The 26,249-nt window shown below is 64.9% G+C and carries 22 protein-coding genes; 12 read left to right on the forward strand and 10 right to left on the reverse strand.

The window, feature by feature from the left end; translation table 11 throughout:
• Window positions 1–75: 75 nt before the first annotated feature.
• Window positions 76–525, reverse strand: coding sequence for a hypothetical protein (locus tag AC58NV_RS17550; protein WP_497228267.1), 450 nt, complete (start codon window positions 523–525; stop codon window positions 76–78).
• Window positions 526–616: 91 nt separating this feature from the next.
• Between AC58NV_RS17550 and moaA the strand changes: the two genes are divergently transcribed.
• From moaA to AC58NV_RS17565, 3 genes are read left to right on the forward strand one after another with little or no spacing between them, the layout of a single operon-like run.
• Window positions 617–1,627 carry a GTP 3',8-cyclase MoaA gene (gene moaA, locus AC58NV_RS17555; protein ID WP_497228268.1) on the forward strand — a complete coding sequence of 337 codons (1,011 nt, stop codon included), beginning with the start codon at window positions 617–619 and terminating at the stop codon, window positions 1,625–1,627.
• A gap of 2 nt (window positions 1,628–1,629) precedes the next feature.
• The gene (locus tag AC58NV_RS17560) at window positions 1,630–2,937 is read left to right on the forward strand and encodes a 3-deoxy-D-manno-octulosonic acid transferase (RefSeq protein WP_497228269.1); all 1,308 of its coding nucleotides are present in this window, start codon (window positions 1,630–1,632) and stop codon (window positions 2,935–2,937) included.
• A complete protein-coding gene (locus AC58NV_RS17565; protein ID WP_497228270.1) occupies window positions 2,937–3,995 on the forward strand; it encodes a glycosyltransferase family 4 protein in 1,059 nt (352 codons plus the stop codon). Before AC58NV_RS17560 ends, AC58NV_RS17565 begins: the two co-directional genes overlap by 1 nt.
• Window positions 3,996–4,106: 111 nt before the next feature.
• Here the strand turns inward: AC58NV_RS17565 and AC58NV_RS17570 are convergent, their stop codons facing one another.
• From AC58NV_RS17570 to AC58NV_RS17585, 4 genes are all read right to left on the reverse strand, one after another.
• Entirely contained in the window at window positions 4,107–5,270 is a 1,164-nt protein-coding gene (locus AC58NV_RS17570; RefSeq protein ID WP_497228271.1) for a M20 aminoacylase family protein, read from the reverse strand.
• A 33-nt stretch (window positions 5,271–5,303) separates the two neighbouring features.
• Window positions 5,304–6,470 carry a M20 aminoacylase family protein gene (locus AC58NV_RS17575; protein ID WP_497228272.1) on the reverse strand — a complete coding sequence of 389 codons (1,167 nt, stop codon included), beginning with the start codon at window positions 6,468–6,470 and terminating at the stop codon, window positions 5,304–5,306.
• 184 nt (window positions 6,471–6,654) lie between these two features.
• Entirely contained in the window at window positions 6,655–7,836 is a 1,182-nt protein-coding gene (gene argE / locus AC58NV_RS17580) for an acetylornithine deacetylase (RefSeq protein ID WP_497228273.1), read from the reverse strand.
• Window positions 7,837–7,839: 3 nt separating this feature from the next.
• A complete protein-coding gene (locus tag AC58NV_RS17585; protein ID WP_497228274.1) occupies window positions 7,840–9,660 on the reverse strand; it encodes an ABC transporter ATP-binding protein in 1,821 nt (606 codons plus the stop codon).
• A gap of 338 nt (window positions 9,661–9,998) precedes the next feature.
• Here AC58NV_RS17585 and AC58NV_RS17590 point away from each other — a divergent pair, with 338 nt between their 5' ends.
• The 3 genes from AC58NV_RS17590 to AC58NV_RS17600 all read left to right on the forward strand — a co-directional run bounded on the left by AC58NV_RS17590 (window position 9,999) and on the right by AC58NV_RS17600 (window position 13,820).
• Window positions 9,999–11,702 carry a peptide ABC transporter substrate-binding protein gene (locus AC58NV_RS17590; RefSeq protein WP_366659984.1) on the forward strand — a complete coding sequence of 568 codons (1,704 nt, stop codon included), beginning with the start codon at window positions 9,999–10,001 and terminating at the stop codon, window positions 11,700–11,702.
• A 146-nt stretch (window positions 11,703–11,848) separates the two neighbouring features.
• Window positions 11,849–12,856 carry an ABC transporter permease gene (locus tag AC58NV_RS17595; protein WP_222475008.1) on the forward strand — a complete coding sequence of 336 codons (1,008 nt, stop codon included), beginning with the start codon at window positions 11,849–11,851 and terminating at the stop codon, window positions 12,854–12,856.
• The gene (locus AC58NV_RS17600; RefSeq protein WP_366659986.1) at window positions 12,849–13,820 is read left to right on the forward strand and encodes an ABC transporter permease; all 972 of its coding nucleotides are present in this window, start codon (window positions 12,849–12,851) and stop codon (window positions 13,818–13,820) included. The genes AC58NV_RS17595 and AC58NV_RS17600 overlap by 8 nt, the downstream gene beginning before the upstream one ends.
• A gap of 73 nt (window positions 13,821–13,893) precedes the next feature.
• On the opposite strand, the gene AC58NV_RS17605 is transcribed toward AC58NV_RS17600, so the two are convergent.
• The 4 genes from AC58NV_RS17605 to AC58NV_RS17620 all read right to left on the reverse strand — a co-directional run bounded on the left by AC58NV_RS17605 (window position 13,894) and on the right by AC58NV_RS17620 (window position 18,972).
• Complete coding sequence (locus AC58NV_RS17605; protein ID WP_497228275.1) at window positions 13,894–15,174, reverse strand: DUF3422 family protein; 1,281 nt, start codon at window positions 15,172–15,174, stop codon at window positions 13,894–13,896.
• Between the two features lie 188 nt (window positions 15,175–15,362).
• Complete coding sequence (locus tag AC58NV_RS17610; protein WP_497228276.1) at window positions 15,363–16,799, reverse strand: NAD(P)(+) transhydrogenase (Re/Si-specific) subunit beta; 1,437 nt, start codon at window positions 16,797–16,799, stop codon at window positions 15,363–15,365.
• Between the two features lie 13 nt (window positions 16,800–16,812).
• Window positions 16,813–18,384, reverse strand: a complete 1,572-nt coding sequence (locus tag AC58NV_RS17615) for a Re/Si-specific NAD(P)(+) transhydrogenase subunit alpha (RefSeq protein ID WP_497228277.1) — start codon at window positions 18,382–18,384, stop codon at window positions 16,813–16,815.
• A 138-nt stretch (window positions 18,385–18,522) separates the two neighbouring features.
• On the reverse strand, window positions 18,523–18,972 hold the full coding sequence (locus tag AC58NV_RS17620) for a methyltransferase family protein (protein WP_497228404.1): 450 nt from the start codon (window positions 18,970–18,972) through the stop codon (window positions 18,523–18,525).
• Window positions 18,973–19,326: 354 nt separating this feature from the next.
• On the opposite strand from AC58NV_RS17620, the gene AC58NV_RS17625 reads away from it, so the two are divergent.
• The 4 genes from AC58NV_RS17625 (at window position 19,327) to kynA (ending at window position 22,713) form a co-directional block, all read left to right on the forward strand.
• Window positions 19,327–20,079 (forward strand): SDR family NAD(P)-dependent oxidoreductase, encoded by a 753-nt coding sequence (locus AC58NV_RS17625; RefSeq protein ID WP_497228278.1) that lies wholly within the window; start codon window positions 19,327–19,329, stop codon window positions 20,077–20,079.
• Entirely contained in the window at window positions 20,079–20,456 is a 378-nt protein-coding gene (locus AC58NV_RS17630) for an MmcQ/YjbR family DNA-binding protein (protein WP_497228279.1), read from the forward strand. Before AC58NV_RS17625 ends, AC58NV_RS17630 begins: the two co-directional genes overlap by 1 nt.
• A gap of 81 nt (window positions 20,457–20,537) precedes the next feature.
• Entirely contained in the window at window positions 20,538–21,731 is a 1,194-nt protein-coding gene (gene kynU / locus AC58NV_RS17635) for a kynureninase (RefSeq protein ID WP_497228280.1), read from the forward strand.
• A gap of 148 nt (window positions 21,732–21,879) precedes the next feature.
• On the forward strand, window positions 21,880–22,713 hold the full coding sequence (kynA, locus tag AC58NV_RS17640) for a tryptophan 2,3-dioxygenase (RefSeq protein WP_497228281.1): 834 nt from the start codon (window positions 21,880–21,882) through the stop codon (window positions 22,711–22,713).
• 32 nt (window positions 22,714–22,745) lie between these two features.
• Here the strand turns inward: kynA and AC58NV_RS17645 are convergent, their stop codons facing one another.
• Window positions 22,746–23,327, reverse strand: coding sequence for a TetR/AcrR family transcriptional regulator (locus AC58NV_RS17645; protein ID WP_497228282.1), 582 nt, complete (start codon window positions 23,325–23,327; stop codon window positions 22,746–22,748).
• A gap of 93 nt (window positions 23,328–23,420) precedes the next feature.
• Between AC58NV_RS17645 and AC58NV_RS17650 the strand changes: the two genes are divergently transcribed.
• Both AC58NV_RS17650 and AC58NV_RS17655 read left to right on the forward strand, forming a co-directional pair.
• Window positions 23,421–23,885 carry a (2Fe-2S)-binding protein gene (locus AC58NV_RS17650; RefSeq protein ID WP_497228283.1) on the forward strand — a complete coding sequence of 155 codons (465 nt, stop codon included), beginning with the start codon at window positions 23,421–23,423 and terminating at the stop codon, window positions 23,883–23,885.
• Window positions 23,886–23,888: 3 nt separating this feature from the next.
• A complete protein-coding gene (locus AC58NV_RS17655) occupies window positions 23,889–26,129 on the forward strand; it encodes a xanthine dehydrogenase family protein molybdopterin-binding subunit (protein WP_497228284.1) in 2,241 nt (746 codons plus the stop codon).
• The last annotated feature ends 120 nt before the right edge of the window (window positions 26,130–26,249 follow it).

The following is a 26,249-nucleotide window of genomic DNA, read 5'->3' on the forward strand; positions in this document are numbered from 1 at the left end:
CCCGCCCGGCACTGCCGGGCAGCGCCCGCACCGCCCAAGCTGGCGGGTGCTTTGGCCCCTTCAGCAGCTCACGCCTCAGCCCGCGGGCAGCACCTGCACCTCGGCCAGCTCGGTCAGCGGCAGGCCCAGCGCCCGCATGGCGCCGATCGACAGACGGCTGCCGCCGGAGGACTCACCCGGGACCGGTTTCAGCGTCACCACGACCTGGGTGTTGCGGCTGGAGCGGATCAGCGCCTGCTGTTCGGCAGCCACCAGCGGTGTTTCCATCCACATGCCCGGCAGCGACGGGTCGCCCAGCGAGGCCACCGTGGTCGCGGAACCGCGGAAGGACGGCGCTGAGGGCGACGTGGGCGCCAACGGCTCCGCCTCTGCCACGTCGACGCCGGGTGCGGGCTGCAGCACCGGGTCCTGCGGCTCCGCCACGGCAGGCCCGCTTGTGCCGTTCAGAATAGAAGAATTCAGCTGGATCCCGTTACAAGCGGCCAGCAGGGAAATCGAAGCAAGGGAAAGGACTGTCATACGCATGAGGCGACCCTAGCCAGCTGCGAAACTCTTTGCCAGACACAAATGCTGTCTGCCCCTTGCCGCGGGCGGTGCCCCGCTTTACCTAGGAGGCATGACGGCTCCGCTTATTGATCCCTTCGCCCGCGCAATCACTTACCTGCGTGTCTCGGTCACCGACCGCTGCGATTTCCGCTGCGTTTATTGCATGTCGGAAAACATGACCTTTCTGCCCAAGAAAGACCTGCTGACGCTGGAAGAGCTGGACCGGCTCTGTTCCACCTTCATCCGGCTGGGCGTCGAAAAACTCCGGATCACCGGCGGCGAACCGCTGGTGCGCCGCGGCATCATGACCTTTTTCCAGTCGATGAGCCGCCATCTGGACACCGGCGCCCTGAAAGAGCTGACGCTGACCACCAATGGCTCCCAGCTGGTAAAATACGCCGATGAGCTATATGCCGCCGGGGTGCGCCGGGTGAATATCTCGCTCGACACGCTGGACGAACAGAAGTTCGCTGATGTGACCCGCTGGGGCCGCCTGCCGCAGGTGATGAAGGGCATCGACGCGGCGCAGAAGGCGGGCCTCAAGGTCAAGATCAACGCGGTGGCGCTCAAGGGCTTCAACGAAGAAGAAATGCCCCGGATCACCGAATGGTGCGCCGGGCGCGGGCTCGACCTCACCTGGATCGAGGTGATGCCGATGGGCGAGGATATCGGTGCGATGGAGCGCATCGGCCAGTACTGGTCGCTGAAGGACGTGCGCAAGGAATACGAAAGCCACTACACCGTCACCGATCTGACGGAGCGCACCGGCGGCCCGGCCCGTTATGTGCGGCTGGAGGAAACCGGCCAGAAGATCGGCTTCATCACACCTTTGTCCCATAATTTCTGCGAAAGCTGCAACCGGGTGCGGGTCACCTGCACCGGCGAGATCTACACCTGCCTCGGCCAGGAGGGCAAAGCCGACCTGCGTGCGCCGCTGCGCGCCAACGAGGAAGGCACCGGCGTGCTGGAGGCCGCGATCCGCGCCGCCATTGGCGACAAGCCGCGCGGCCATGACTTCGACTATTCCCGGCAGGAGGCCGGCGGCCAGATGTCCCGCCACATGAGCCACACCGGCGGCTGATCATGGCCCAGACCGTCCCAGCGCGCAGGACGCTGCTTTATTCCCTTTACTGCGGTGTCAGCGCGCTGATTGCCCCCCTTGCCTGGCGCAAGGTGGCCGGCAAGCTGCGCGATTACGGCCTGCCGGAGGAACGGGTGCGCGAGCGCCTCGGCCATGCCTCCCTGCCCCGCCCTGCGGGGCGGCTGATCTGGTTCCACGCCGCCTCGGTCGGCGAAAGCCTGTCGGTGCTGACCCTGATTGCCCGCATGGGCGAACAAGATCCCGCGGCTGAGTTCCTGATCACCTCCGGCACGCCCACGTCCGCCGAACTGATCGCCAAACGGATGCCGCCGCGCTGCCGCCACCAGTTCCCGCCACTGGACACCGGTGCCGCGGTGGACCGCTTCCTGGCCCATTGGCAGCCCGATCTGGGGGTGTTCGTGGAAAGCGAATTGTGGCCGCAGATGCTGGTGCGCGCCCGCAAGACCGGCTGCCCGCTGGTGCTGCTGAACGCCCGGCTGTCAGACAAATCGGTGGCGGGCTGGACAAAGCGCCCGGACACCGCGCGCTACATTCTCGATCAATTCACCCTGCTGGTGACCCAGAACCAGAAAACCGCCGCCAACCTGCAGGCGATGGGAGCCGCCCCGGACCGCATCCGCCCCGGCAGCAACCTCAAGGCCGTTTCCGCGCCGCTGCCGGTCGATCAGGACTCCCTCGCCAAGGTGCGCAGCAGCATCGGCGCGCGCCTGGTCTGGGTTGCCTCCTCCACCCACGAGGGCGAAGAGGAAACCGTGCTGGACGCGCATCACGCGCTGCTGAAACAGCATCCGGACCTCTGCCTGCTGCTGGCCCCCCGCCATCCGGAACGCGGCGATGCGGTTGAAAAGCTGATCAAGGATGCGGGGCTCAGCTGCGCGCGGCGCAGCAAGGGCGTGCTGCCCGGCACCCAAACGCAGGTCTATCTGGCCGACACGCTGGGCGAGGTCGGCACCTGGTACGCGCTCTGCCCGCTGGTTTTCCTGGGCGGCTCGCTGCGCGAAATCGGCGGCCACAACCCGTTTGAGCCGATGCAGGCAGGCTCCGCGGTGATCACCGGCACCGGACACTACAATTTCGCCGAGACCTATGCCGAGCTGACCGCCCTCGGCGCCGCGGCGGAGGTGCGATCAGCTGCGGAGCTGGCAGAACAGGCTGCCAAGTGGCTGGAGCAGCCGGAAGCCTTTCAGGCCGCCCGCGCTGCTGCCGGTCAGTTCATCTCCCGCCAGTCGGATCAATTGGACAAGACGGTGGACGCCCTGCTGGCGCTTCTGCCTGATAGGAGACCGTGATGGCACAGGTTGACGCCAACGAAATCGAAGTCATCGCGCCGAATTTCAAACGCCGCCTGTCCGGCGTCACGTCCACCATCGTGCGGCTGGTGCCGCTGCAGCGCCAGCATATTGCCATCGCCACCGCAGGCAGCGGCCTGCCCGGGGAAATGCCGCATCTGTCGGCTGCACAGCTCATCCTCATGCCCCGCAACGGCCCCGCAGGCGCCCGCGTCTGGCACGCCCGGCGCAATGTGGAAATGCTGGGTGGGCTGGCGCTCAAGTACCTCCTGGGCAAGCGGCTGAAGCTGTTGTTCACTTCCGCCTCGCAGCGGCATCACTCGGACTATACCAAGTGGCTGATCTCGCAGATGGACCGGGTGATCGCCACCTCGGCCAAGGGTGCGGCCTATCTGGAGAAACCCGTGCAGGTGGTGCATCACGGGATCAATACCGAGGAGTTCGCCCCGCCCGCCGACAAACAGGCGCTGCGGCGCGAGCTGGGCCTGCCCCAGGAGGCCATCCTGATCGGCTGCTACGGCCGCATCCGGGCCCAGAAAGGCACCGACGTCTTTGTCGACGCCATGCTGGAGGTGCTGAAGGCGCACCCCAAGGCGGTTGGCATCGTGATGGGCCGGGCCACTGAAAAACATGTGGCGTTTGAAAAGGGCCTGCGCGCCAAGGCCGAGACCGCAGGCCTCGCCGAGCGACTGCTGTTTCCGCCGGAGGTCCCGGTCTGGGAGGTGTCCCGCTGGTATCAGGCGCTCGATCTCTATGTGGCGCCGCAGCGCTGGGAGGGCTTTGGCCTGACCCCGCTCGAAGCCATGTCCTGCGGCGTACCCGCCGTGGCCACCCGCGTCGGCGCCTTTGAAGAGCTGATCGCGCCGGGCGAAACCGGCCTGCTGATCGACCCGGGCGAGACCGGGCAGATGGTGCAGGCCATCCATGAGGTTCTGTCCACCGAAGGCCGGCTGGCGGAGTGGTCAGAGGCCGCCCGTAAACACGCCATGACCAATTTCGCGCTGGAAAAAGAAGCCGAAACGCTGGTCACCATCTACCGCGAGCTGCTGGAGCACTGACCCCCGCGCCACAGCGCCACCCGATCCCTTTTCATCTGGCTGAAAATATCCTCGGGGGTGAATTGAGCCTCAGGCTCAAGAGGGGGCAGACAGCCCCCTCCCCTGTGTCAATCAAGCTGCCGGCATCCGCTGCTCGACGATCTCCGCCCACCAGCTGCAGCCTGCGGGAATAGCGTCGTCGTTAAAGTTGTACTCCGGGTGATGCACCATCGCGGTGTCGCCGTTGCCCATCAGGATATAGGCGCCCGGGCGCTCCTCCAGCATGAAGGCGAAATCCTCGCCGCCCATCACCAGCGGCGCGTCCGCGCAGGAGCCGGACACGCTGGCCGCCACCTTGGCAGCGAACTCGGTCTGCTCCTCGTGGTTCACCATCACCGGATAGCCGCGGTGGTAGGTGACATCGGCAGTGCCGCCGAAGGTTGCGGCGATGCCGGTGCAGACCTCGTTGATCCGCTTCTCGGCCAGGTCGCGCATCTCCTTGGACATGGTGCGCACGGTGCCTTTGATCTGCACTTTCTGCGGGATCACGTTGAACGCCTTGGAAGACGTCTCGAAGGAGGTCACGGAGACCACAATCTGATGCACCGGGTCGGCGTTGCGCGAGGCGATGGTCTGTAGCGCCAGCACCGCCTGTGCGGCCAGAACGGTGGTGTCGATGGTCTCATGCGGCTTGGCAGCGTGGCCGCCGCGGCCCTCGAAGGTGATGTCGAACTGGTCGGTGGCGGCAAAGAAGGAGCCCGGACGGATCGCAAAGGAGCCCAGCGGCTGGCCCGGCCAGTTGTGCAGGCCGTAGACCTCCTGCACGCCCCAGCGGTCCATCAGGCCGTCGTCGCACATCACCTTGGCGCCGCCGCCGCCCTCTTCGGCGGGCTGGAAGATCACCACCACGGTGCCGTCGAAATTGCGGGTCTCCGACAGGTACTTGGCCGCGCCCAGCAGCATCGCGGTGTGGCCGTCATGGCCGCAGGCATGCATCGCGCCGGGGGTCTTGGAGGCATACTCCAGCCCGGTCTGCTCATGGATCGGCAGCGCGTCCATGTCTGCACGCAGGCCAATAACCTTGCCGGAGGTGTCCGCCTTGCCCTTGATCACGCCCACGACGCCGGTGCGGCCGATGCCGGTCACCACCTCGTCGCAGCCGAACTCCTGCAGCTTCTCTGCCACCAGCGCGCTGGTGCGGTGGGTTTCGAACAGGATTTCCGGGTTTTCGTGGATGTCACGGCGCAAGGCGGTGATTTCATCCTGCAGTTCGGCAAAGCGGTTCTTGACCGGCATTTCTCACTCCTTTGGTTGTCTTTCCCCGCAGCCTCAGGCCGCGGGCATTCTTCGTTCCACCAGCTCGGCAAACCAGCTGCATCCCAGCGGGATCGCCTCGTCGTCAAAGACATAGGCCGGGTGGTGGCACATCTGGGTGTCGCCGTTGCCGAGGAAGATATAGGCGCCGGGGCGCTGCTCCAGCATGTAGGAGAAATCCTCGGACGGCATGATCGGCGGGGTCTCGGCATCGACCTTGGCAGAGACCGCCTGCGCCGCCTCCACCGCATGGGCAGTTCCGTTTTCATCATTGATTGTAACGGGATAGCCCGGAACCCATTCGACCTCCGCCGTAGCGCCGAAGGCTGCGGCGGTGCTTTCGGCGACCCGGCGCACCCAGTCCTCGGCCTGGGCACGGTATTCCGGGTCCAGCGTGCGCACGGTGCCCTGCAGCTTGGCGGTGTGGGCGATCACGTTCGACGCCGTGCTGTCGGTCTCGAAGGTGCCGACGGTCAGCACCACCCGTTTCACCGGATCCACATTGCGCGACACGATCGAGTGCAGCGAGACCACGATCTGCGACGCCGCCAGCGTCGTATCAATCGCCTCATGCGGGGCAGCGGCGTGGCCGCCCTTGCCGGTGACGGTGATGTTGAATTCGTCGGACGAGGCCATCAGCGGACCGGGGCGGATGGCAAATTCGCCCACCGGCAGGCCAGGCATGTTGTGCAGGCCGTAAACCTCCTGGATGCCCCAGCGGTCCATCAGCCCGTCGTCGCACATCGCCTTGCCCCCGGCGCCGCCTTCCTCGGCCGGCTGGAAGATCAGAACGGCCTTACCGTCGAAATTGCGTGTTTCTGCAAGGTACTTAGCCGCCCCCAGCAGGATCGAGGTGTGGCCGTCGTGGCCGCAGGCGTGCATCACGCCGGGTGTCTTGGAGGCATAATCCACACCGGAGGCTTCGGGGATCGGCAGCGCGTCCATGTCGGCGCGCAGGCCGATGGCGCGGCCGAACGTGTTGGTCTTGCCCTCGATCACCGCCACCACGCCGGTCTGGCCGACGCCGGTGGTGATATCGGTGATGCCGAACTCCCTCAGCCGCTCCACCACAAAGGCGGCGGTCTGGTGCACCTCGTACATCAGTTCGGGGTTCTCGTGCAGGTGATGGCGCCAGGCTGTGATCTCCTGGTGCATCTCGGCAAAGCGGTTCTTGGCCGGCATATTCCCCTCCCCTTTCCGTTTCAGGTTCCGTTGCGGCAAACTGTCCGCGAAAAAACTTAGCTTCGCAAGTATCCGGGGCCGTCGGGACGTGGCGGAACCCGTCAGAGCGGGGGTGTCATGCGTGCACCCCCTGTGCACCACCCGTACACCCCTTGGCACCAATCTGAGCACGAAACGCGCGGTTTCAAGGCAGAGGGAAGTATCCCCCCAGCTTCTCCACCAGCTTGCGCATGAAGTCGTGACCCGCGTCGAACTGGGCGACCGTGATGTACTCGTTGGGCTGATGCGCCTGCGCGATGTCGCCGGGGCCGCAAATCACCGCGGAGTATCCCGCTTGCTGGAACTGGCCCGCTTCGGTGCCGTAGCTGACCACATGGGAGCCATTGTCGCCGGTCACCCGGCGCACCAGCGCCTCGGCCTCGCCATTCTGTTCCGGCACAAGTCCCGGCACGTCGAAGTGCTTGGACACATCAATGCGGGCGTCCGGGTGGATCGCCTGCATGTCTGCCTCCACCTCGCGCACCTTATGCAGATAGGCAGCCTCCCAGTCACCGGGGCTCTCTCCCGGCACCACCCGGAAGTCCATCATGAACCGGCAGTCCTTAGCGGTGATGTTATGAGCGGTGCCGCCCTCGATCATGCCGACATGACAGGTGGTCCAGGGCGGGGTGAACATCGCCTGCACCTCGCCGGGCTCCTTGGCCATGTTCGCGGCGTTCTGCTGGTTGGCCCAGCCGATCAGTTTCGCGCCCTGCATGATGGCGCTGACGCCGGTGTGCATGAGCGAGGAATGCACCTCGAACCCGACCAAATGCGTGGCAAAGCCAGTGCCGCCCTTGTGGCCGGTGACAGCCTGCATCATCGAAGGTTCCCCGACGATCACCGCGGAGCCCTTGGGCAGCACCTGCTGCATCGCCTCGATCATCGGCGGCGCGCCGGTGCAGCCGATCTCCTCGTCAAAACTCAGCGCCAATTGCAGCGGGCGAATGACGCCTTGGCTGTGCGCCTCGACCAGCGCCCAGATGGCGAGGGCGTCAAAGCCTTTCATGTCGCAGGTGCCGCGGCCGAAATATTTGCCGTCCTTCTCCACCACCGTGAAGGGATCGGTGTCCCATGGCTGGCCGTCCACCGGCACCACATCTGTATGGCCCGACAGCACCACGGCGCCCTCTTCCCAAGGCCCGACATGGGCAAAGACGGCGGCCTTGTGGGTCTGCGCCGGGTCCACCCAGCGGTGGCTTTCGATGCCGTGGGAGGACAAGTATTCCTGCACCCAATCCACCAGCGGCAGGTTGGTGTCCCGGCTCACCGTCGGGAAAGAGATCAGCTTTGCCATGATCTCCAGCGGGGTTAGTTTTGCGGCCATGCCTCAGTACCCGCTGTCGGTGGTCAGCACGAAATGGCCGGGTTCCAGCTCCATGTACTCCGACGGTGCCGGCTCATAGCCGACTTCGTGGATCGGTGACGGAATCGGCTTGAAGTTCAGTTCCTTCTCCGACTTGCGCTGGCGCGGGTCGGCGATCGGCACCGCCTTCATCAGCGCCTGGGTATAGGCGTGCAGCGGGTTCTCAAACACGCGATCGCGCGGTCCGATTTCGACAATCCGGCCCAGGTACATGACGCCGACCTGATGGCTGACGCGCTCCACCACCGCCATGTCGTGGCTGATGAACAGGAAGGAGAGACCCAGTTCCGCCTGCAGCTCCATCATCAGGTTCAGAACCTGTGCCTGCACCGACACGTCGAGCGCCGAGACGGCCTCGTCCGCGACGATCAGCTTGGGGTTCAGGGCCAGCGCGCGGGCGATGGCGATGCGCTGGCGCTGGCCGCCGGACATCTCGTGCGGGTAGCGGCGCATGAAGCTGCGCGGAAGGTGGACGCGGTCAAACAGGCTGGCAACCCGGTCGTGCAGCTCGGAGCCGGAGGCCAGGCCGTAGTTCCGGAGCGGTTCCGCCACCTGGTCGATCAGCTGCATCTGCGGGTTCAGGGAGGCAAAGGGATCCTGGAAGATCATCTGCATGTCCTGGCGGGCCTTGTGCATCTGGGACGGGCTGAACTGCAGCACATCACTGCCTTCGAAGTTCACCTTGCCCGACAGCGGCTCCACCAGCCGCAGGATCGAGCGGCCCGCAGAGGATTTTCCGCAGCCGGATTCGCCGACCAGCGACAGGGTCTGGCCCTTGAACACCTTAAAGGACACGTCCTCCACCGCGTGCACGTTGGAGATGGTGCGGCGCAACAGGCCGCCCTTGACCGGGAAACGGGTGGTCAGGTTCTGCACGTCCAAGAGCACCTCTTCGGTGCCCTTGATCGGCTCGATCTTCTGGTCCTCGACCCCCATCAACTTCATCGGTTCGGGGTAGTGTTTGCCGCGCATCTCGCCCAGCTTCGGTACCGCGGCCAGCAGCGCCTTGGTGTAGTCGTGCTTGGGGTTTTCGAAGATCTCCTCGACGGTGCCTTCTTCAACCTTGTTGCCGCGGAACATGACGACGACGCGGTCGGCCATCTGGGCCACCACCGCCATGTCGTGGGTGATGAACATCACCGCGGTGCCGGTCTCGCGCTTGAGCCGGTCCATCAGCGCGAGGATCTCCGCCTGGATGGTCACGTCGAGCGCTGTTGTGGGCTCATCCGCGATCAAGAGCCGCGGCTCGCAGGCCATTGCCATGGCGATCACAACCCGCTGGCGCATGCCGCCCGAGAGCTCGTGCGGGTATTGCTTCAGGCGGCGTTCCGGTTCCGGGATGCGGACCTGGCGCAGAAGCTCCAGCGCCCGTTCCTCGGCCTGGGACTTGGACATGTTCTTGTGAATGCGCAGGCCTTCGGTCAGCTGGCGGCCGACGGTGAACACCGGATTGAGCGCGGTCATCGGCTCCTGGAAGATCATGCCGATCTCGTTGCCGCGAATCTGCTTCATCATCTCCTGCTCGGAGTCGGCTAGATTCGTCTCGCCGCCCTCGCGCCGGTTGAATAGCAGCTCGCCACCGGCGATCTCGCCGCCGCCGAACTCCACCAGCCGCATCAGCGACAGCGAGGACACCGACTTGCCGGAGCCGGATTCGCCAACGATACAAACGGTTTCGCCGGGGCTGACGTCAAAAGACACATCCTCGACGCCGACAACCGGGCCGTCCTTGGTCTGAAACTCCACCCGCAGATTTTTTATGGACGCAATGGCGTTGTCCAGCATGACGGCTCCCTGTCTTTCTTGCCTGGCCCGCCGGAATAGGCGGTCTCAGGTTCTGGAGTAAACTCTACTTTCTTCAAAAATGCTCATGCAAATAATGCATGAGCCCTTCGAAATTGGAATTTGCAATTTCCCGGCAAAAACGTTTCGATACACCTGTGGTTGCCTGCAGGCTGTCACGCGCCGGTGCGCCCGGCAAGGTATTAAGGGTTTATAGTTTCAGCGTTTTCGCAGTGCTTGCAGGCCCAGAGCGACACTTCCGCAGAAATGCGGCAACCCTCCGGACCGAAACCGGCCCGGCCAACAAAAAGACACGAAACGTGTCCGACAAGGAGAGTGTGATGAAACTGAAATCCCTATTGATGGGTGCTGTTGCCACGGCCTCGCTGGCGCCTGCGGCCTTTGCCGAGCGCGGGTCCGACGGCCAGGTCAACATCATTTACTGGCAGGCGCCGTCGATCCTGAACCCGTTCCTGTCGAGCGGCACCAAGGACGTGCAGTCGGCCTCGCTGGTGATCGAGCCGCTGGCGCGCTACGATCCCGAAGGCAACATGATCCCCTATCTGGCGTCGGAAATCCCGACCGTCGAGAACGGCGGCGTCAGCGAGGACCTGACCTCGATCACCTGGAAGGTCGCGCCGGGCATCAAATGGTCCGACGGCACCGACTTCACCGCCCATGACGTGAAGTTCACCGCCGACTACTGCATGCATCCCGAAGGCGGCTGCGCCCAGCTGACCAAGTTCCAGGGCGTCACCAATGTCGAGGTGGTGGACGATCTGACCGTCAAGGTCACCTTCGACAAGCCGACCCCGTTCCCCTATGGCCCGTTTGTCGGCGGCGAAAGCCCGATCCTGCAGAAGGCCCAGTTCGAGAACTGCATGGGCGCCAAAGCGCCGGAGTGCACCGAGGCCAACTTTGGCCCGATCGGCACTGGCCCGTTTGTGGTGGATGAGTTCAAGCCGAACGACGTGATCACCATGTCGGCCAACCAGAACTACCGCGACCCGGCCAAGCCGGCCTTTGCCAAGGTGCTGTTCAAGGGCGGCGGGGATGCAACCGCGGCGGGCCGCGCCGTGATGGAAACCGGCGAGTTCGACTATGCCTGGAACCTGCAGCTGGCGCCGGAAGTGATCGCGCAGATGGAAGCAGGCGGCAAGGGCAAGCCGGTTGCGGGCTTCGGCTCGCTGGTGGAACGCATCATGCTGAACCAGACCGACCCGTCGCCGGAGCTGCCGGAAGGCGAGCGCGCCACCGCCAAGCACCCGCACCCGTTCCTGAAGGACCCGGCGGTCTACAAGGCGATGTCGATGGCCATCGACCGTCCGCTGCTGGTGGAAATCGGTTATGGCAAGGCCGGCGCTGTCAGCTGCAACTGGGTGCCCGCGCCTGCGGCATTCGCCTCCGACACCTTTGACTGCTCCACCCAGGACATCGAAGGCGCCAAGGCAATGCTGGAAGAGGCCGGCTACAAGGACACCAATGGCGACGGCGTGCGGGAGACCCCGGACGGCAAGCCGATGAAGATCCTGTACCAGACCTCGACCAACGCCGTCCGCCAGGACTTCCAGGCGCTGATCAAGGAGTGGTGGAGCCAGATCGGCATCGAGACCGAGCTGCGCAACATCAACGCCTCCGTCTTCTTCGGCGGCGACCCGGGCTCGCCCGACACCTTCCAGCGCTTCTATGCTGACGTCGAGATGTACGCCAACAACTTCGACGGCACCGACCCGCAGTCCTACTTGGGCAACGGCCTGTGCGACAAGGCTCCGCGTCCGGAAACCCAGTGGCAGGGGGAGAACATCTCGCGCTTCTGCAACGAGGAGTTCGACCAGCTGCACGCCGAGCTGGCCAAGACCGCCGGCCTGGAAGCGCGCGCCGAGATCGGCCGCCGCCTGAACGACATCATGGTTGAAAACGGCGGCATGATCCCGCTGGTGCACCGCGGCCGCCTGTCGGCGCATTCCAACACCCTGGGCGGTGTCGACCTGAACGTCTGGGACAGCGAGCTGTGGAACGCAGCTGACTGGTACCGCATCAAGTAAGCTCGGGCTTGCTTCCCGGGGGCCCCGGCACATGCCGGGGCCTCTTGCCATCTGCCAGAGCTGCCGTGCAGCGCTGCGCAAGGCTGGACGCGGGGCCCCTCCCCGCCTGTTCCGAATTCAATACAAGTTGCAAAGGCGCTTAGCAGATGCTGACCTTTACAATCCGGCGGCTGATCCTGGCAGTTCCGACACTGCTGTTCATCAGCCTCGTGATCTTCCTGCTCCTGGAGCTCGCCCCCGGCGACCCGATGGCGCAGGTTCCCCTGACCGTCCCCGCTGAAGTCAAAGAAAAGATGCGCCTGGCCCTGGGCCTGGGCGAACCGATGCACATCCGGTTCTGGAAATGGCTGGTGCAGTTCTTCTGGATCGAGCCGCAGGTTCTGATCGACAATATCTTCGGCACCAGCCTCGCTGAAGGGCAGCTGCGGGTGATCTCCTGGCAGACCCGCTCGCCGGTGATGGACATCGTGGTGCAGCGCATCCCGCAGACCCTGTGGGTGGTCGGCACCGCCTATGTGGTCGCCATCCTGATCGCGCTGCCGATCGGCATCTACTCCGCCTACCGCCAGTACAGCTGGTTCGACCAGATGGGCACCTTCGTGTCGATGGTCGGCTTCTCGGTGCCGCCGTTCTTCTCCGGCGTGCTGGTGATCGTGATCTTCTCGGTGCAGCTGGGCTGGTTCCCGTCGATCTATGACACCACCCATGTGGTCGACAGCTGGGACGCCTTTGTCTACCAGCTGAAGCAGATGATCATGCCAGTGATGGTGCTGGCGCTGCAGATCACCGCGCAGCTCTCCCGCTTCATGCGCGCCTCGATGCTGGACAACCTCAACCAGGATTATGTCCGCACCGCCCGCGCCAAGGGCCTCAGCGAATATGTGGTGGTGATGGTCCACGTGCTCAGGAACTCGATGATCCCTGTGGTCACCGTGATCGCGCTGGGGATCCCGTCGATCTTCGGCGGCGCCATCATCACCGAACAGGTGTTCAAGGTGAACGGCATCGGCCAGCTGCTGATCGGCGCCATCCAGGCCAACGACCTGCCGATGGTGCAGACGCTCACCTTCATCTTTGCGGTGCTGATCGTGCTGTTCAACCTGATCGCCGACGTGCTGTACGGCATTCTTGACCCGAGGATCCGCTATGACTGACAAGGAACGCTTTGTGCCGGATGAAGGCATGGCACCGGCTTCGACCGCGGTTCCGGGCGCCGGGCAGCTGGAAGAGCTGCACAACCCGCCGCGCAGCCAGTGGCTGGACGTGTGGGACCAGTTCAAGTCCCACCGCGGCGCGCTGATGGGCGGGGCGCTGTTCCTGCTGATCATCCTGGCGGTCTATGCCGGCCCGCTGGTGTGGGACCTCGAAGCCACCAAGATCGACATCCGCGCCCGCAACCAGGGCCCCAGCTTTGCGCATCCCTTCGGCACCGACCAGCTGGGCCGCGACATGCTGGCCCGGATGATGGCGGGCGGCGCCACCTCGGTCTCCGTTGGGCTGACGGCGATGCTGCTGGCGCTGGTCCTAGGCTCCTTCATCGGGGTGATGGCCGGCTTCTTCAAGAAGCTGGACGGGCCGCTGATGCGCCTGACCGACCTGTTCCTGGCGCTGCCGCTGTTGCCGCTGCTCTTGGTGATGATGCTGTTGTTCCGCGAGCCGCTGAACGCGGCCTTCGGGCCGGAACAGGGGATCTTCATCCTGATCGTGTTCTCGATCGGGGTGACCAGCTGGATGCCCACCGCCCGGATCGTGCGCGGCGACGTGCTGGCGCTGAAGGAGCGCGAGTTCGTGATGGCGGCACGCTCCATCGGCACCACCAACCAGAAGCTGATCACCCGGCATATCCTGCCCAACGTGCTGTCGCCGATCATGGTCTCGGCCACGCTGGGGATTGCCACCGCGATCATCACCGAGTCGTCGCTCTCTTTCCTCGGCCTCGGCTTCCCGCCGGATTTCCCGACCTGGGGGCGGCTGCTGTTCGATGCCACCGATTACCTGCAGCAGTATCCTGAGCGGGTGTTCTGGCCCGGCATGGCGATCTCGCTGACGGTGCTGAGCGTGAACTACCTGGGCGACGGCCTGCGCGACGCGCTGGACCCGCGGATCCGGGGCCGCTGAGCAGACCACCGCAATAACGAAAGAGGGCCGCCCCATCGGGCGGCCCTTTCCTTTTGCGCTGCCGCGGCAGGCCTCAGTGCAGCTTCTTCCGGATCCGCTGGATACCCAGCCACACCAGCCCGATGACCGGCAGGGTGACCGCGGCGATCAGCACCTTCTTGGTCATCCCGTAGCGTTCGGCCAGCGGGAACAGAAAGTCGGAAACCAGTGAAATCGCGTAGTAGCTGACGGCCACCACCGACAGGCCCTCGACCGTGTGCTGCAGGCGCAGCGCGATATCGGCGCGCCGGTCCATGCTCGCGAGCAGCGCCTGGTTCTGGGCAGAGCGCTCCACATCGACCCGCGTCCGCAAGAGCTCCCCTGCCCTTCGCGCCCGGCTGGCGAGCGTATCCAGCCGCTTCTCGGTGGAGTTCACCGTCCGCATCGCAGGCTCGAACCGGCGCAGCATGAATTCGGCAAAGGTCTGGAACCCCTCGTGGCGTTCCTCCCGCAGCAAGCTGATGCGCTGGCTGACCAGCGCGTCATAGGCGCCAGTGGCCCCGAAGCGGAAGGCGGATTGCGCCGCCATTGCCTCCAGCTCAGCCGAGACCGCCAGCAGCTGGGTCAGAATCTCCTCTGCTGGTTTGGTGCCGCTTGTCATTTCCGCCATCATCTCGCTGAGGCGGCTGTCCAGTTTCCCGATCACCGGCGACAGCCCGCGGGCGCGGGAGAAGCCCAGCATCGACATCGCCCGGTAGGTCTCGATCTCGCAGAGCCGCTGCACAATCCTGCCCACCCGCTGGCTGCCGGTATCGGCATTGGGGAAGATCGCAAAGCGCACATGGCCCGCCGGGTCGATGCGGAAATCGCCGGCCACCACGGCGCTGTCGTCCAGCACCTGCGAGGCGGTCAGGCTTTCCGGCACGAACCAGTCGTGCATGGTGGCCTTCAGTACCGCAGGCGCGGCCCGCGGCACCACCCGGATCAGCGCCGAGGTGATCCGCTGGCCCGGCGCCTCCGCCAGCCAGTCGGCGGGGAATACGTCAAAATCCGCCGGATCGAAGGCGCGCGCGCTGACCCCGTCGTTGTAGACGGTGTAGCTGACGAACTCGGTGTGCTGCTCCCACTTCAGCATGTGGCGGCCGATCTGGGCGGTGTGATGGGTCGCCCCCGGTTTGGGGTGCGGCGCGCCGTGGCGGTCCAGCAGCTGAATCAGATGCTGCATGTCCTGCATGCGGTCGCGGTGCACCGCCTCCTGCGGCTGCTTCACCGCCAGATAGGCCACCGTGCAGGGGGAGGTCATGGTCGGGAACGGGCGGGCGTGCAGCTCATTGGTCAGCTGATAGCGCAGCGGGTGATCCTGGATCGGCGGCATTCTTGGTCTCCGGGGCAATGCCGGCGACCATACTGCAGCCGGAAAAACATGTACAGAAATGTTTTATTTCAAAGCGTTAGCGGAATGCAACGGTATACAATGCGACTGAAAAGCCTGGGCGTGCTGAGGCGCCCCAAAGAGAAAAGGCGCCCCGGATGGAGCGCCTTTTCCATGATTTGAAGCCCCGCTTACTGGACCAGGCCCAGCAGGGTATCGAGGCTCTGTTTTGCGTCGCCGTAGAACATGCGGGTGTTTTCCTTGAAGAACAGCGGGTTCTCGATGCCGGAGTAGCCCGTGCCCTGGCCGCGCTTGGAGACGAAGACCTGTTTCGCCTTCCAGCATTCCAGCACCGGCATGCCGGCGATCGGCGAGTTGGGGTCCTCCTGCGCCGCCGGGTTGACGATGTCGTTGGAGCCGATCACGATCGCCACATCCGTTTCCGGGAAGTCCCCGTTGATCTCGTCCATTTCCATGACGATGTCATAAGGAACTTTCGCTTCGGCCAAGAGCACGTTCATGTGGCCCGGCAGGCGGCCGGCCACCGGGTGGATGGCGAAGCGCACGTCCTTGCCTTTCGCCCGCAGGCGGCGGGTCAGTTCGGCGACGTTCTGCTGCGCCTGCGCCACCGCCATGCCGTAGCCGGGGATGATGATGACGCTGTCGGCCTCGTCCAGGGCGGTGGCGACGCCGTCGGCGTCGATCGCGATCTGCTCGCCCTCGACCTCCATCGCGGGGCCCGCGGTGCCGCCGAAGCCGCCCAGGATCACGCTGATGAAGCTGCGGTTCATCGCCTTGCACATGATGTAGCTGAGGATCGCACCGGAGGAGCCGACCAGCGCGCCGACCACGATCAGGAGGTCATTGCCCAAGGAGAAGCCGATCGCCGCCGCGGCCCAGCCCGAGTAGCTGTTCAGCATCGAGACCACCACCGGCATGTCGGCGCCGCCGATGCCCATGATCAGGTGGTAGCCGATGAACAGCGCCGCCAGGGTCATCAGCAGCAAGGGCAGGAAGCCGCCGGAGTTGAAGTACCAGATCAGGCAGAGGAAGGAGAGCCCGGCGGCGCTGGCGTTCAGCATATGGCCGCCCGGCAGCTTGGTGGCGGCTGAGGTGACCTTGCCCGCCAGCTTGCCGAAGGCAATCACTGAGCCGGTGAAGGTGATCGCACCGATGAAGATGCCGAGGAACAGCTCGACCCGCAGGAAGGAGATCTCCGCCGGGGTCTTCTTGGCGATCAGCTTGGCAAAGGTGCCGAGCTCACCGGTGCTGCCCGCGGCCACGGCAGCCGCCACATTGCCGATCTCGAAATGGGCGATGAAGCCGACGAAGACCGCCGCCAGGCCGACCAGCGAGTGCATCGCGGCGACCAGCTGCGGCATCTCGGTCATCTGCACCCGCTTGGCGACATAGGTGCCGATGATGCCGCCGCCCGCGATCAGCAGGATCGACAGCAGCCACAGGCCCGAGCCGGGGCCGATCAGGGTGGCAAACACCGCCAGCCCCATGCCGGCGATGCCGTACCAGACCGCGCGCTTGGCGCTTTCCTGGTTGGAAAGCCCGCCAAGCGACAGGATGAAAAGAACAGCCGCAACGACATAGGCGGCGGTGGTGAAACCGTAATCCATGTGCCCGGCCTCCTTAAGATTTCTGGAACATGGCGAGCATGCGCCGGGTGACGAGGAAGCCGCCGAAGATGTTGATCCCGGCCATGAAGACGCTGAGCGCCGCCAAGAGGATCACCAGGAAGCTGCCCGAGCCGATCTGCATCAAGGCGCCCAGGATGATGATCGAGGAGATCGCGTTGGTGACCGCCATCAGCGGCGTGTGCAGGCTGTGCGCAACGCCCCAGATCACCTGGAAGCCGACAAAGCAGGCCAGCGCAAAGACGATGAAATGCTGCATGAAGCTGACCGGCGCGAACAGCCCGACCAGCAGCAAGAGCGCACCGCCCCCCGCCAGCAGGGTGACCTGGCTTTTGGTCTGCGCCTTGAAGGCCTCGATTTCCTGGGCGCGTTTTTCCTCCGGCGTCAGCTCCGGCACGGTTTCCTTGGGCTTGGCCGCAATTGCCTGCACCTTGGGCGGCGGCGGCGGGAAGGTGATCTCGCCCTCAAACGTCACGGTGGCGCCGCGGATCACGTCGTCCTCCATGTCGTGGTTGACCAAACCGTCTTTCTCCGGCGTCAGGTCAGCCATCATGTGGCGGATGTTGGTGGCGTAAAGGCTCGAGGACTGCGCCGCCATCCGGCTGGGGAAATCGGTGTAGCCGATGATGGTGACGCCGTTCTCGGTGACGACTTTCTCGTCCTTGACGGTGCCCTCGACGTTGCCGCCGCGCTCGGCGGCCAGGTCGACGATCACCGAGCCCGGCTTCATCGCCGCCACCATGTCGGCGAGCCACAGCTTGGGCGCCTCGCGGTTGGGGATCAGCGCGGTGGTGATGACGATATCCATCTCCGGCGCCAGCTCGCGGAACTTGGCCAGCTGCGCCTCGCGGAACTCGGGCGAGGAGACTGCCGCATAGCCGCCGGTGGCGGCGCCGTCCTGCTGCTCCTCCTCGAAGTCGAGATAGACGAACTCGGCACCCATCGATTCCACCTGCTCGGCCACTTCGGGACGCACGTCGAAGGCATAGGTGACGGCGCCCAGCGAGGTCGAGGTGCCGATGGCGGCCAGACCCGCCACCCCGGCGCCGACCACCAGCACCTTTGCCGGGGGCACCTTGCCCGCGGCGGTGATCTGGCCGGTGAAGAAGCGGCCGAAGTTGTTGCCCGCCTCGATAACCGCGCGGTAGCCCGCGATATTGGCCATGGACGACAGCGCGTCCATCTTCTGGGCGCGGGAGATCCGCGGCACCATTTCCATGGCGATGACATTGGCCTTCTTCGACTTGGCCAGCGCCATGCCGTCTTCATTCCCTGCCGGGTTGAAGAAGGAAATGAGCGTCTTGCCCTTGGTCAGCCGCTTCAGCTCGGTGGCATCCGGCTGGCGCACCTTGGCGACGATGTCGCAGGCCTTCCACAGCGCCGCCGGGGTCTTGATGATCTCCACCCCCGCGGCCTCATAAGCCGCATCGGAAAACCCCGCCGCAGCCCCGGCCCCGGCCTCGATCGCGCAGTCATAGCCCAGCTTCCGCAGCTGCGCCGCAGACTCCGGCGTCATCGCAACCCGGTTCTCGCCGGGAAAAGTTTCTTTTGGTGTACCTATTTTCACCTTCTTGGTCCCCCTCGTCTTGCCCGTGCCAGCAACGCCTGGGTACGGATCACAATGATTTTCTCTACATCGCGCAAGATTATTGCGCAAGGATTTTGCCGCAATGCCGCGAAGTCATGCCGCAATGCCGCATTGACGTCACATCCAGCGGCGCACCTTCTGCTCGTAGCGCGCCCAGTCGGCGCGGAACGTCCGGCGCATCCTGTCCTCCTCCGGAATGACAAAGCGTTTTTCCAGCACCCAGAGGAACACCGGGATCAGCGGCAGAGACAGCACCGCATCGAACCACAGGATGAGGCCTGCCAGGATCAGCACGTCGCCCAGGTAGATCGGGTTGCGGGTGCGGCTGAAGATCCCCGATTGCACCAGGCGGCTGGGCGACTGGTGCGGAATCACGGTGGTTTTCTGGCGCCGCATTTCAGTGATTGCCAGCAGCGCCAGCAGGATGCCGCTGCCCACCAGAATGCCCGCCAGGAATTGCGCCCAGGCCCCGCCGAAGGATAGCCCGAAGGCAAAATGCGCCGACTGCAGCCAGGCCGCCGCAGCAAATCCGGCAAGCCACAGGGGCGGCACGTCCAGCCACCGCATCACGCCCTGCCCTCTTGCAGTATTCTGTCTGAAACAACACGCATCGCGGGCAACCTTCCCTTATCCGGCCTGCTCGTCCAGCCCGCTTTGGCCGGGATTGAAAGAAAAGGACAATTTGCCCCACATGCCACGAAAACGGCGAATCCGTTCCCGCATGCGGCATGATCCTGCATAGTTTCTTCCGGAAGCCTATGTATTTCTTTGTGTACTGAGCGGCTGGCGGCCCGCTGTTGCACCGGGCTGAGCCGCCGGGACATGCACTCCCGCCCCTTGGCGGCAGCGTGACGGCACGGCGGGGTTGCCAGCTGCCGCCGCCCGATTAGGCTGATCCGCAAAACAGGGAGGCTGGATTTCATGGCATTGCAAGGCAAACACGCGCTGGTCACCGGCGGCGGCACCGGGATCGGACTGGCGATTGCCCGGGCTCTGGCTGCCGAGGGCGCGCAGGTCACCATTGCAGGGCGCAGGCAGGAAGTGCTGGAGGAGGTTGCAGCGGATGGGCTGCATCCGCTGGTTATGGATGTGCGCGACGAAGAGGATGTGGCGGCCAAGGCGGACGCAGCAGTGGCGGCCCGCGGCCCCATCCAGATCTGCGTGGCCAATGCCGGCGTTGCCGAGGGCGCAGCGCTGCACAAGACCTCGATGGAGTTCTGGCGCAACATGATGGCGACCAACCTGGACGGGGCCTTCCTGACCATCCGGGAGTGTTTCAAGTCGATGCGGGAGACCGATTGGGGGCGGGTGATCACCGTGTCCTCCATCGCGGGCCTGCGCGGGCTGAAGGGCGGCGCCTGCTACACGGCCAGCAAACACGGGCTGGTTGGCCTGACCCGCGCGCTGAGCGAGGATTACCTGGGCACGCCGTTCACCTTCAACGCGCTGTGCCCCGGTTATGTCGACACCCCGATTGTCGAGCGCAACATCACCTCGATCGCCCAGCGCGCAGGCCTGAGCGCGGTGGAGGCGCTGGACGTGATGGTCAACGCCAACCGGCACAAGCGGCTGATCGAGCCGGAGGAAGTTGCAGCCGCCGCACTGTGGCTGTGCGGGCCGGGCTCCGGGTCAGTGAATGGCCAGTGCATCGAAATCTCCGGCGGGCAGATGTGATGGACCGGGAGGGTTTCAATGCGTTCTGCGCCACCTTTCCGGCGGCGGAACACGTTGTGCAATGGGGCAATTCTGACGTCTGGAAGGCGGGCGGCAAGCTGTTCGCGGTCTGCGGCTGGGCCGATGGCAAAGACGCATTCACCTTCAAGGCCGGAGACATCGCCTATGAAGTGCTGCAGGAGCGCCCTGGGGTCCGCCCGGCGCCCTATTTGGCGTCGCGGGGCATGAAATGGCTGCAGCAGTTTGACGACAACGGCCTGACGGATGCGGAGCTGAAAGAACAGATCACCCTGTCCTACCAGATGGTCACGGCGAAGCTGTCAAAGAAGAAGCGCGCCGAGTTCGGGATACCGGATCCGCAGGTGGCAGGCGGCTAGGCACTAGACAGAACGGCCAGGATGCGGTAGCAAACCGGAAAAGCTTCAAGCTTAAAATACCCATCAGACGCGAGGCCCTCCATGACCGATTTTGCCGCAACCAAGGCGATGTTCGACCTGCCCGAAGGGGTGATCTACCTGGATGGCAACTCGCTGGGCCCCCTGCCCCGTGCCGCCAGGGACCGGGTCGGTTCTATGATGCAGGACGAATGGGGCCAGATGCTGATCACCGGCTGGAACAAGGCCGGCTGGATGGACAAGCCCAAGGCGCTGGGTGACCGGATCGGGCGGCTGATCGGGGCGGAGCCCGGCCACGTGGTGATGGGTGACACGCTGTCGATCAAGGTCTACCAGGCGGTCGCCTCGGCGCTGGAGCTGAACCCGGGCCGCAAGGTGGTGCTGTCGGACAACGGCAACTTCCCCACCGACCTGTATATGGCAGACGGGCTGCTGAAGTCGCTGGGGCCGGACTATGAGCTGCGGGTCGTCGACCCGGAGGCGGTCGAGGACGCCATCACCGACGAGATCGCAGTGCTGATGATCACCGAGGTGGATTATCGCACCGGCCGCAAGCACGATATGAAGGCGCTGACCGAAAAGGCCCACGCCCATGGCGTGCTGACGGTCTGGGACCTGGCCCACTCGGCCGGTGCCATTCCGGTGGATCTGGCCGGGTGCAACGCGGATTTCGCGGTGGGCTGCACCTACAAATACCTGAACGGCGGGCCCGGCGCGCCGGCCTTCATCTATGTCTCCCCCCGCCACGCAGAGACCGCCCGCCCCGCCCTATCGGGCTGGCTGGGGCACGAGGCGCCCTTTGCCTTTGACCTGGATTACCGGCCGGGCCAGGGCATCGACCGGATGCGCGTCGGCACCCCGCCGATCCTGCAGCTGACCGCGCTGGAGGCGGCAATGGATATCTGGGACATGGCGGAGATGGAGGCCGTGCGTGCAAAGTCCATCGCGCTGTGCAATCTGTTCATCGCTGAGGTGGAAGCAAATTGCCCGCAGCTGGAGCTGGCCTCGCCCCGCGACCCGGCGTTCCGCGGCAGCCAGGTGTCGTTCAAGTTCGACGAAGGCTATGCCGCGATGCAGGCGCTGATTGCCCGCGGCGTGATCGGCGACTTCCGGGCGCCGGATATCATGCGGTTCGGCTTCACCCCACTGTATATTGACGAGGGTGACGTGCACGCCGCGGTCGAGATCATCACCGATGTGATGACCAATGCCCTGTGGGACCGGCCGGAATACATGGTCCGCCACGCGGTCACCTGATGCGCCTCAGCCGCTCATACCATCTGCCGCTCTGCCGCCCGGCGGGCTGGGTTGCGCTGTGGCGCCGCCTGGCCCAATGCGGCACCCTGAACCGGAGGACGGCTTCCTTTCCCTGACTTATGCTACACTTAGGAAAAGGAACGATCCGATGACCCAACCCTACGATCCCGCCGACGACGGCGCCCAGATGTCCTTTGACGGGCGCATGTCCTATGGCGATTACCTGTCGCTCGACATGCTGCTGAACGCGCAGAAGACATGGACCAACACCCATGACGAGATGCTGTTCATCATCCAGCACCAGACCTCTGAGCTGTGGATGCGGCTGGCCATTCATGAGCTGAGCGCCGCCCGCGAGCGGCTGCTGGGCGGCCAGGCGCGGCAGGCGTTCAAGATGCTGGCGCGGGTGGCGCGCATATTCGAGCAGCTGAACTCCGCCTGGGACGTGCTGCGCACCATGACGCCGTCGGATTACACCGCCTTCCGCGATGAGCTGGGCCAAAGCTCAGGCTTTCAGTCGCATCAGTACCGGCAGATCGAATTCATGCTGGGGAACCGCAACAAGGCAATGCTGCGCCCGCATGCCCACCGCCCTGACATTCTGGCGCTGCTGGAGGCGGAACTGAAGCAGCCCTCGCTTTATGATGTTGCGCTGAAGGCGCTGGCGCAGAGCTTTGCGCTGCCGGAGGAGGTGCTGAACCGCGATGTGTCGGAGGCCTATCAGCCGCATGAGGCGGTACAGGCCGCCTGGACCGAGGTCTACCGCGACACAGAGGCCCATTGGGAGCTGTATGAGCTGGCAGAAAAGCTGGTGGATTTCGAGGACTACTTCCGCCGCTGGCGCTTCAATCACGTGACCACGGTGGAGCGCGTCATCGGCTTCAAGCGCGGCACCGGCGGCACCGGCGGCGTCAGCTATCTGAAACGGATGCTGGAGGTGGAGCTGTTCCCCGAGCTCTGGCACCTGCGCACCGAACTGTGATGCGCACGCGGGCCGGTGCCTACGGCCCGCCCTCAGCGCGGCGTCAGCCCGGCCCCGGCCAGGGTTGCCAGCTGGCGCACCCCGGCTTGATACTCGGCATAGTCGCCGGCCGTTTGCTTGATCCCTTTCAGGGAGGCGCAGAGGGTGCGGGCGACTTCTGCGGCATCGCCGCTCAGAACCGCCCGGCCTGCCAGGGCCTCCTCCTGCAGCCAATCGGCATAGATCCCGCTCAGGGCGGCTTCGCCCTCCGCAATCACCTCGCCCGCGACGCTCTTGGTGATCTCGAACAGCTCCATCCCGTGCGGCGAGGACATCATCATCTGCACGCCCTCCCCGGCCTGGCCCTGGAACGCCGCCAGCAGCCGCTCCGGCAGCGGTCCCGGCTCCGCCAGCGCCGCCCGCACCCCGGCAGCCGCGGTGCCGTAATAGGCGGCCACCAACGCCCGGAAAATCGCTTCCTTGTTCTTGAAATGCAGATACAGCGCAGGCCGCGACATACCCGCGCCCTTGGCGATGTCATCCATCGAGGTCTTGCGGAATCCATAGGTGGAGAACGCCGCCCAGGCGGCCTCCAGGATTGCCTGCTGTTTCGGATCAATGCCTGCCATGTTCATGTTTTCGCTTCTGACATTGTTTGTAAAAAATGTCAATTGACACCCTGACAAAACTCGTTATTTTTGTCAGCAGCACAGCAAGGGAGCCCCGCCATGCCAACAGACCTGCGCATCAATGGAAAAACCCATCAGGTGGACCTGCCTGATGATGTTCCCCTCCTCTGGGTTCTGCGGGATGAGGTTGGCCTCACCGGCACCAAGTTCGGCTGCGGCGTTGCCGCCTGCGGCGCCTGCACCGTGCATATCGACGGCGAGGCGGTGCGCTCCTGCCAGGTGGCGCTGTCGGATGTCTGGGGAGAGGTGACGACGATCGAGGGCCTTGGCACGCCTGAGGCGATGACTGTCCTCCAGCAGGCCTGGGTCGAGCACCAGGTGGCCCAGTGCGGCTACTGCCAGTCCGGCCAGATCATGCAGGCGGCCAGCCTCTTGGCAGAGAACCCGGCCCCCTCGGACGCGGAGATTGACGAGGCGATGCAGGGCAACCTGTGCCGTTGCGGCACCTACCCGCGCATCCGTGCCGCCATCCATTCCGCCGCCAAGAAGATCCAGGAGGCGTAAGTCATGGCCAGCTTCAAGAAAATCGCCCGCCGCTCCTTCCTGATCGGCTCTGCCGCTATTGTCGGCGGCGTTGCCTTTGGCGCCTATTACGTCAGCCGCCCGGCCCCGAACCCGCTGAAACCGGCAGAAGGCGAAGCGGCGTTCAACCCCTTTGTGATGATCTCAAGCGAAAAGATCACCCTGATCGCCCCGCGCGCCGAAATGGGCCAGGGCGTGCACACCACCTGGGCCGCGCTGATCGCCGAGGAACTGGACGTGACGCTGGATCAGGTGGAGGTCATCCACGGCCCGGCCGCCACGGCCTATTACAACTCCGCCCTGCTGGGGGAGGTGATCCCCTCCAAGGGATACGACAAGTCCCGCTTTGTGCATTCGCTGGGCGAGGCGCTTGGCCATGCGGGCAAGGTGATGGACATGCAGGTGACCGGCGGCTCCTCCTCGATGAAGGACGGGTATGAGCGGATGCGGGCGGCGGGCGCCTCTGCCCGGGAAACGCTGAAGCTGGCCGCGGCCAACAGGTTGGGTATTTCCGCCAGCCAGCTGTCCACCAAGGACGGCAAGGTGATTGCGCCCGGCAACATCGAGATTGCCTATACCGATCTGGTGGCCGAAGCGGCCGGGCTGGAACCAGTCGAGGCCCAGCTGCGCCACCGCAGCGAGTGGAAACTGCTGGGCAAGGCGCAGCCGCGTGTGGATATGCCCGGCAAGGCCACCGGCACAGCAGAGTTCGGTATCGACGTGCGCCTGCCGGGGATGAAATTCGCAGCCCTCAAGGCCAACCCGCACCTTGGCGGCGCCATGAACGGCTTTGACGCAAGCGATGCGCTGCAGATGCCGGGCGTTGAACAAGTGGTGGACCTGGGCAATGCCTTTGCCGTGGTTGCAAACAACACATGGCTCGCCATTCAGGCCGCCGAGGCAGTAGTGGCAGACTGGGCCCCCGCGCCCATTCCGGCGACGCAGGGCGAAATCCAGGATGCCATCCGCGCCGCCTTTGAAGCCGAGCCGAACTCCACCCTGCGCGATGATGGCGATGTCTCGGCACTTCCCCAGGGCGCGCAGGAAGTCTCCGCCGAATACGAGGTGCCTTTCCTGGCCCACGCGACGATGGAGCCGCTGAACGCCACTGCCCTGTTCGATGGCGGCAAACTGCAGCTCTGGAGCGGCAACCAGGGGCCGCTTCTCACCCGCAACCACTGCGCCGATGCTTTGGGGATTGATGCGGAGCAGGTCGAGGTGAACACTCCGCTGATGGGCGGCGGCTTCGGGCGGCGCGGCGAGATGGACTTCTCGGTTTACGCCGCCAGGCTGGCGCGGCAGATGCCGGGCACCCCGGTGCAGCTCACCTGGAGCCGGGAAGAGGACATGACCCATGACTTCTACCGCCCCGGCGCCATGGCCCGGATGCGGGGCGCGGTGAAGGACGGCAGCTCGGTGCTGCTGGACGGCCAGATCGCCAGCCAGGCGCTGACCCCGCAGCTGATGAACCGCTGGTTCGGCATGTCCCCTGCCGGTCCGGACACAACGCTGGTCGACGGCGCCTTCAACCAGCCCTACGGCATCCCCAACTTCCGCATCCGCGGCCATGCGGCGGAGCTGCAGGTCCCGGTTGGCGCCTGGCGGTCGGTCGGGGCCTCCTTCAACGGCTTCTTCATGGAAAGCTTCCTGGACGAGATGGCCCATGCGGCCGGCGCCGACCCGCTGGAATTCCGGCTGGACCTCACCCGCCAGGAATGGACGCCAGCAGCCGCGGTGCTGGAAGCGGTCAAGGAGATGTCCGGCTGGACCGGCAAGACGCCTGACGGCGTGGGCCGGGGCGTTGCCATGACCTACAGCTTCGGCACCCCGGTTGCCCAGGTGATCGAGGTGGCAGAGGAAGACGGGCTGATCCGTCTCAAGAAAGCCTGGATCGCCGCCGACCTGGGGGTTGCGCTCGACCCGCAGAACCTGGAAGCACAGATGTTCGGCGGCATGGCTTATGGGCTGTCAGCGGCGATGTTCGGCGAGATCACCTTTGCCGAAGGTGCCGCCGAGCAAGGCAACTTCCCCGATTACGACGCCATCCGCATGCACACCATGCCGCAGGTGGAGGTGCGCATTCTGGAAGAGCAGACCCACATCAGCGGCGCGGGCGAACCCGGCACCCCGCCGGCCGCCCCGGCCCTGGCGAACGCGCTGTTCGACCTCACCGGCAAGCGCGCCCGGCGGCTGCCGCTGATGCATGACTTCGATCTGCTCATCTGACCCGTTTCCACTCACCAAGCAGCAGTTGCGGCCCGCCTTTGCGCGGGCCGCAACCGTTCCGGGCGCCTTGTCCGGCCAAAAGATAGCTGATTGCCTAAGTTTTTCTTGACCAAGGCCGCG

Source organism: Leisingera sp. ANG49, assembly GCF_059694505.1.

Coding starts and splice junctions, on each gene's coding strand:
- AC58NV_RS17550 (WP_497228267.1), bottom strand. CDS start 525: ATGCGTATGACAGTCCTTTCCCTTGCTTCGATTTCCCTGCTGGCCGCT.
- moaA (WP_497228268.1), top strand. CDS start 617: ATGACGGCTCCGCTTATTGATCCCTTCGCCCGCGCAATCACTTACCTG.
- AC58NV_RS17560 (WP_497228269.1), top strand. CDS start 1,630: ATGGCCCAGACCGTCCCAGCGCGCAGGACGCTGCTTTATTCCCTTTAC.
- AC58NV_RS17565 (WP_497228270.1), top strand. CDS start 2,937: ATGGCACAGGTTGACGCCAACGAAATCGAAGTCATCGCGCCGAATTTC.
- AC58NV_RS17570 (WP_497228271.1), bottom strand. CDS start 5,270: ATGCCGGTCAAGAACCGCTTTGCCGAACTGCAGGATGAAATCACCGCC.
- AC58NV_RS17575 (WP_497228272.1), bottom strand. CDS start 6,470: ATGCCGGCCAAGAACCGCTTTGCCGAGATGCACCAGGAGATCACAGCC.
- argE (WP_497228273.1), bottom strand. CDS start 7,836: ATGGCCGCAAAACTAACCCCGCTGGAGATCATGGCAAAGCTGATCTCT.
- AC58NV_RS17585 (WP_497228274.1), bottom strand. CDS start 9,660: ATGCTGGACAACGCCATTGCGTCCATAAAAAATCTGCGGGTGGAGTTT.
- AC58NV_RS17590 (WP_366659984.1), top strand. CDS start 9,999: ATGAAACTGAAATCCCTATTGATGGGTGCTGTTGCCACGGCCTCGCTG.
- AC58NV_RS17595 (WP_222475008.1), top strand. CDS start 11,849: ATGCTGACCTTTACAATCCGGCGGCTGATCCTGGCAGTTCCGACACTG.
- AC58NV_RS17600 (WP_366659986.1), top strand. CDS start 12,849: ATGACTGACAAGGAACGCTTTGTGCCGGATGAAGGCATGGCACCGGCT.
- AC58NV_RS17605 (WP_497228275.1), bottom strand. CDS start 15,174: ATGCCGCCGATCCAGGATCACCCGCTGCGCTATCAGCTGACCAATGAG.
- AC58NV_RS17610 (WP_497228276.1), bottom strand. CDS start 16,799: ATGGATTACGGTTTCACCACCGCCGCCTATGTCGTTGCGGCTGTTCTT.
- AC58NV_RS17620 (WP_497228404.1), bottom strand. CDS start 18,972: ATGCGGTGGCTGGACGTGCCGCCCCTGTGGCTTGCCGGATTTGCTGCG.
- AC58NV_RS17625 (WP_497228278.1), top strand. CDS start 19,327: ATGGCATTGCAAGGCAAACACGCGCTGGTCACCGGCGGCGGCACCGGG.
- AC58NV_RS17630 (WP_497228279.1), top strand. CDS start 20,079: ATGGACCGGGAGGGTTTCAATGCGTTCTGCGCCACCTTTCCGGCGGCG.
- kynU (WP_497228280.1), top strand. CDS start 20,538: ATGACCGATTTTGCCGCAACCAAGGCGATGTTCGACCTGCCCGAAGGG.
- kynA (WP_497228281.1), top strand. CDS start 21,880: ATGACCCAACCCTACGATCCCGCCGACGACGGCGCCCAGATGTCCTTT.
- AC58NV_RS17645 (WP_497228282.1), bottom strand. CDS start 23,327: ATGAACATGGCAGGCATTGATCCGAAACAGCAGGCAATCCTGGAGGCC.
- AC58NV_RS17650 (WP_497228283.1), top strand. CDS start 23,421: ATGCCAACAGACCTGCGCATCAATGGAAAAACCCATCAGGTGGACCTG.
- AC58NV_RS17655 (WP_497228284.1), top strand. CDS start 23,889: ATGGCCAGCTTCAAGAAAATCGCCCGCCGCTCCTTCCTGATCGGCTCT.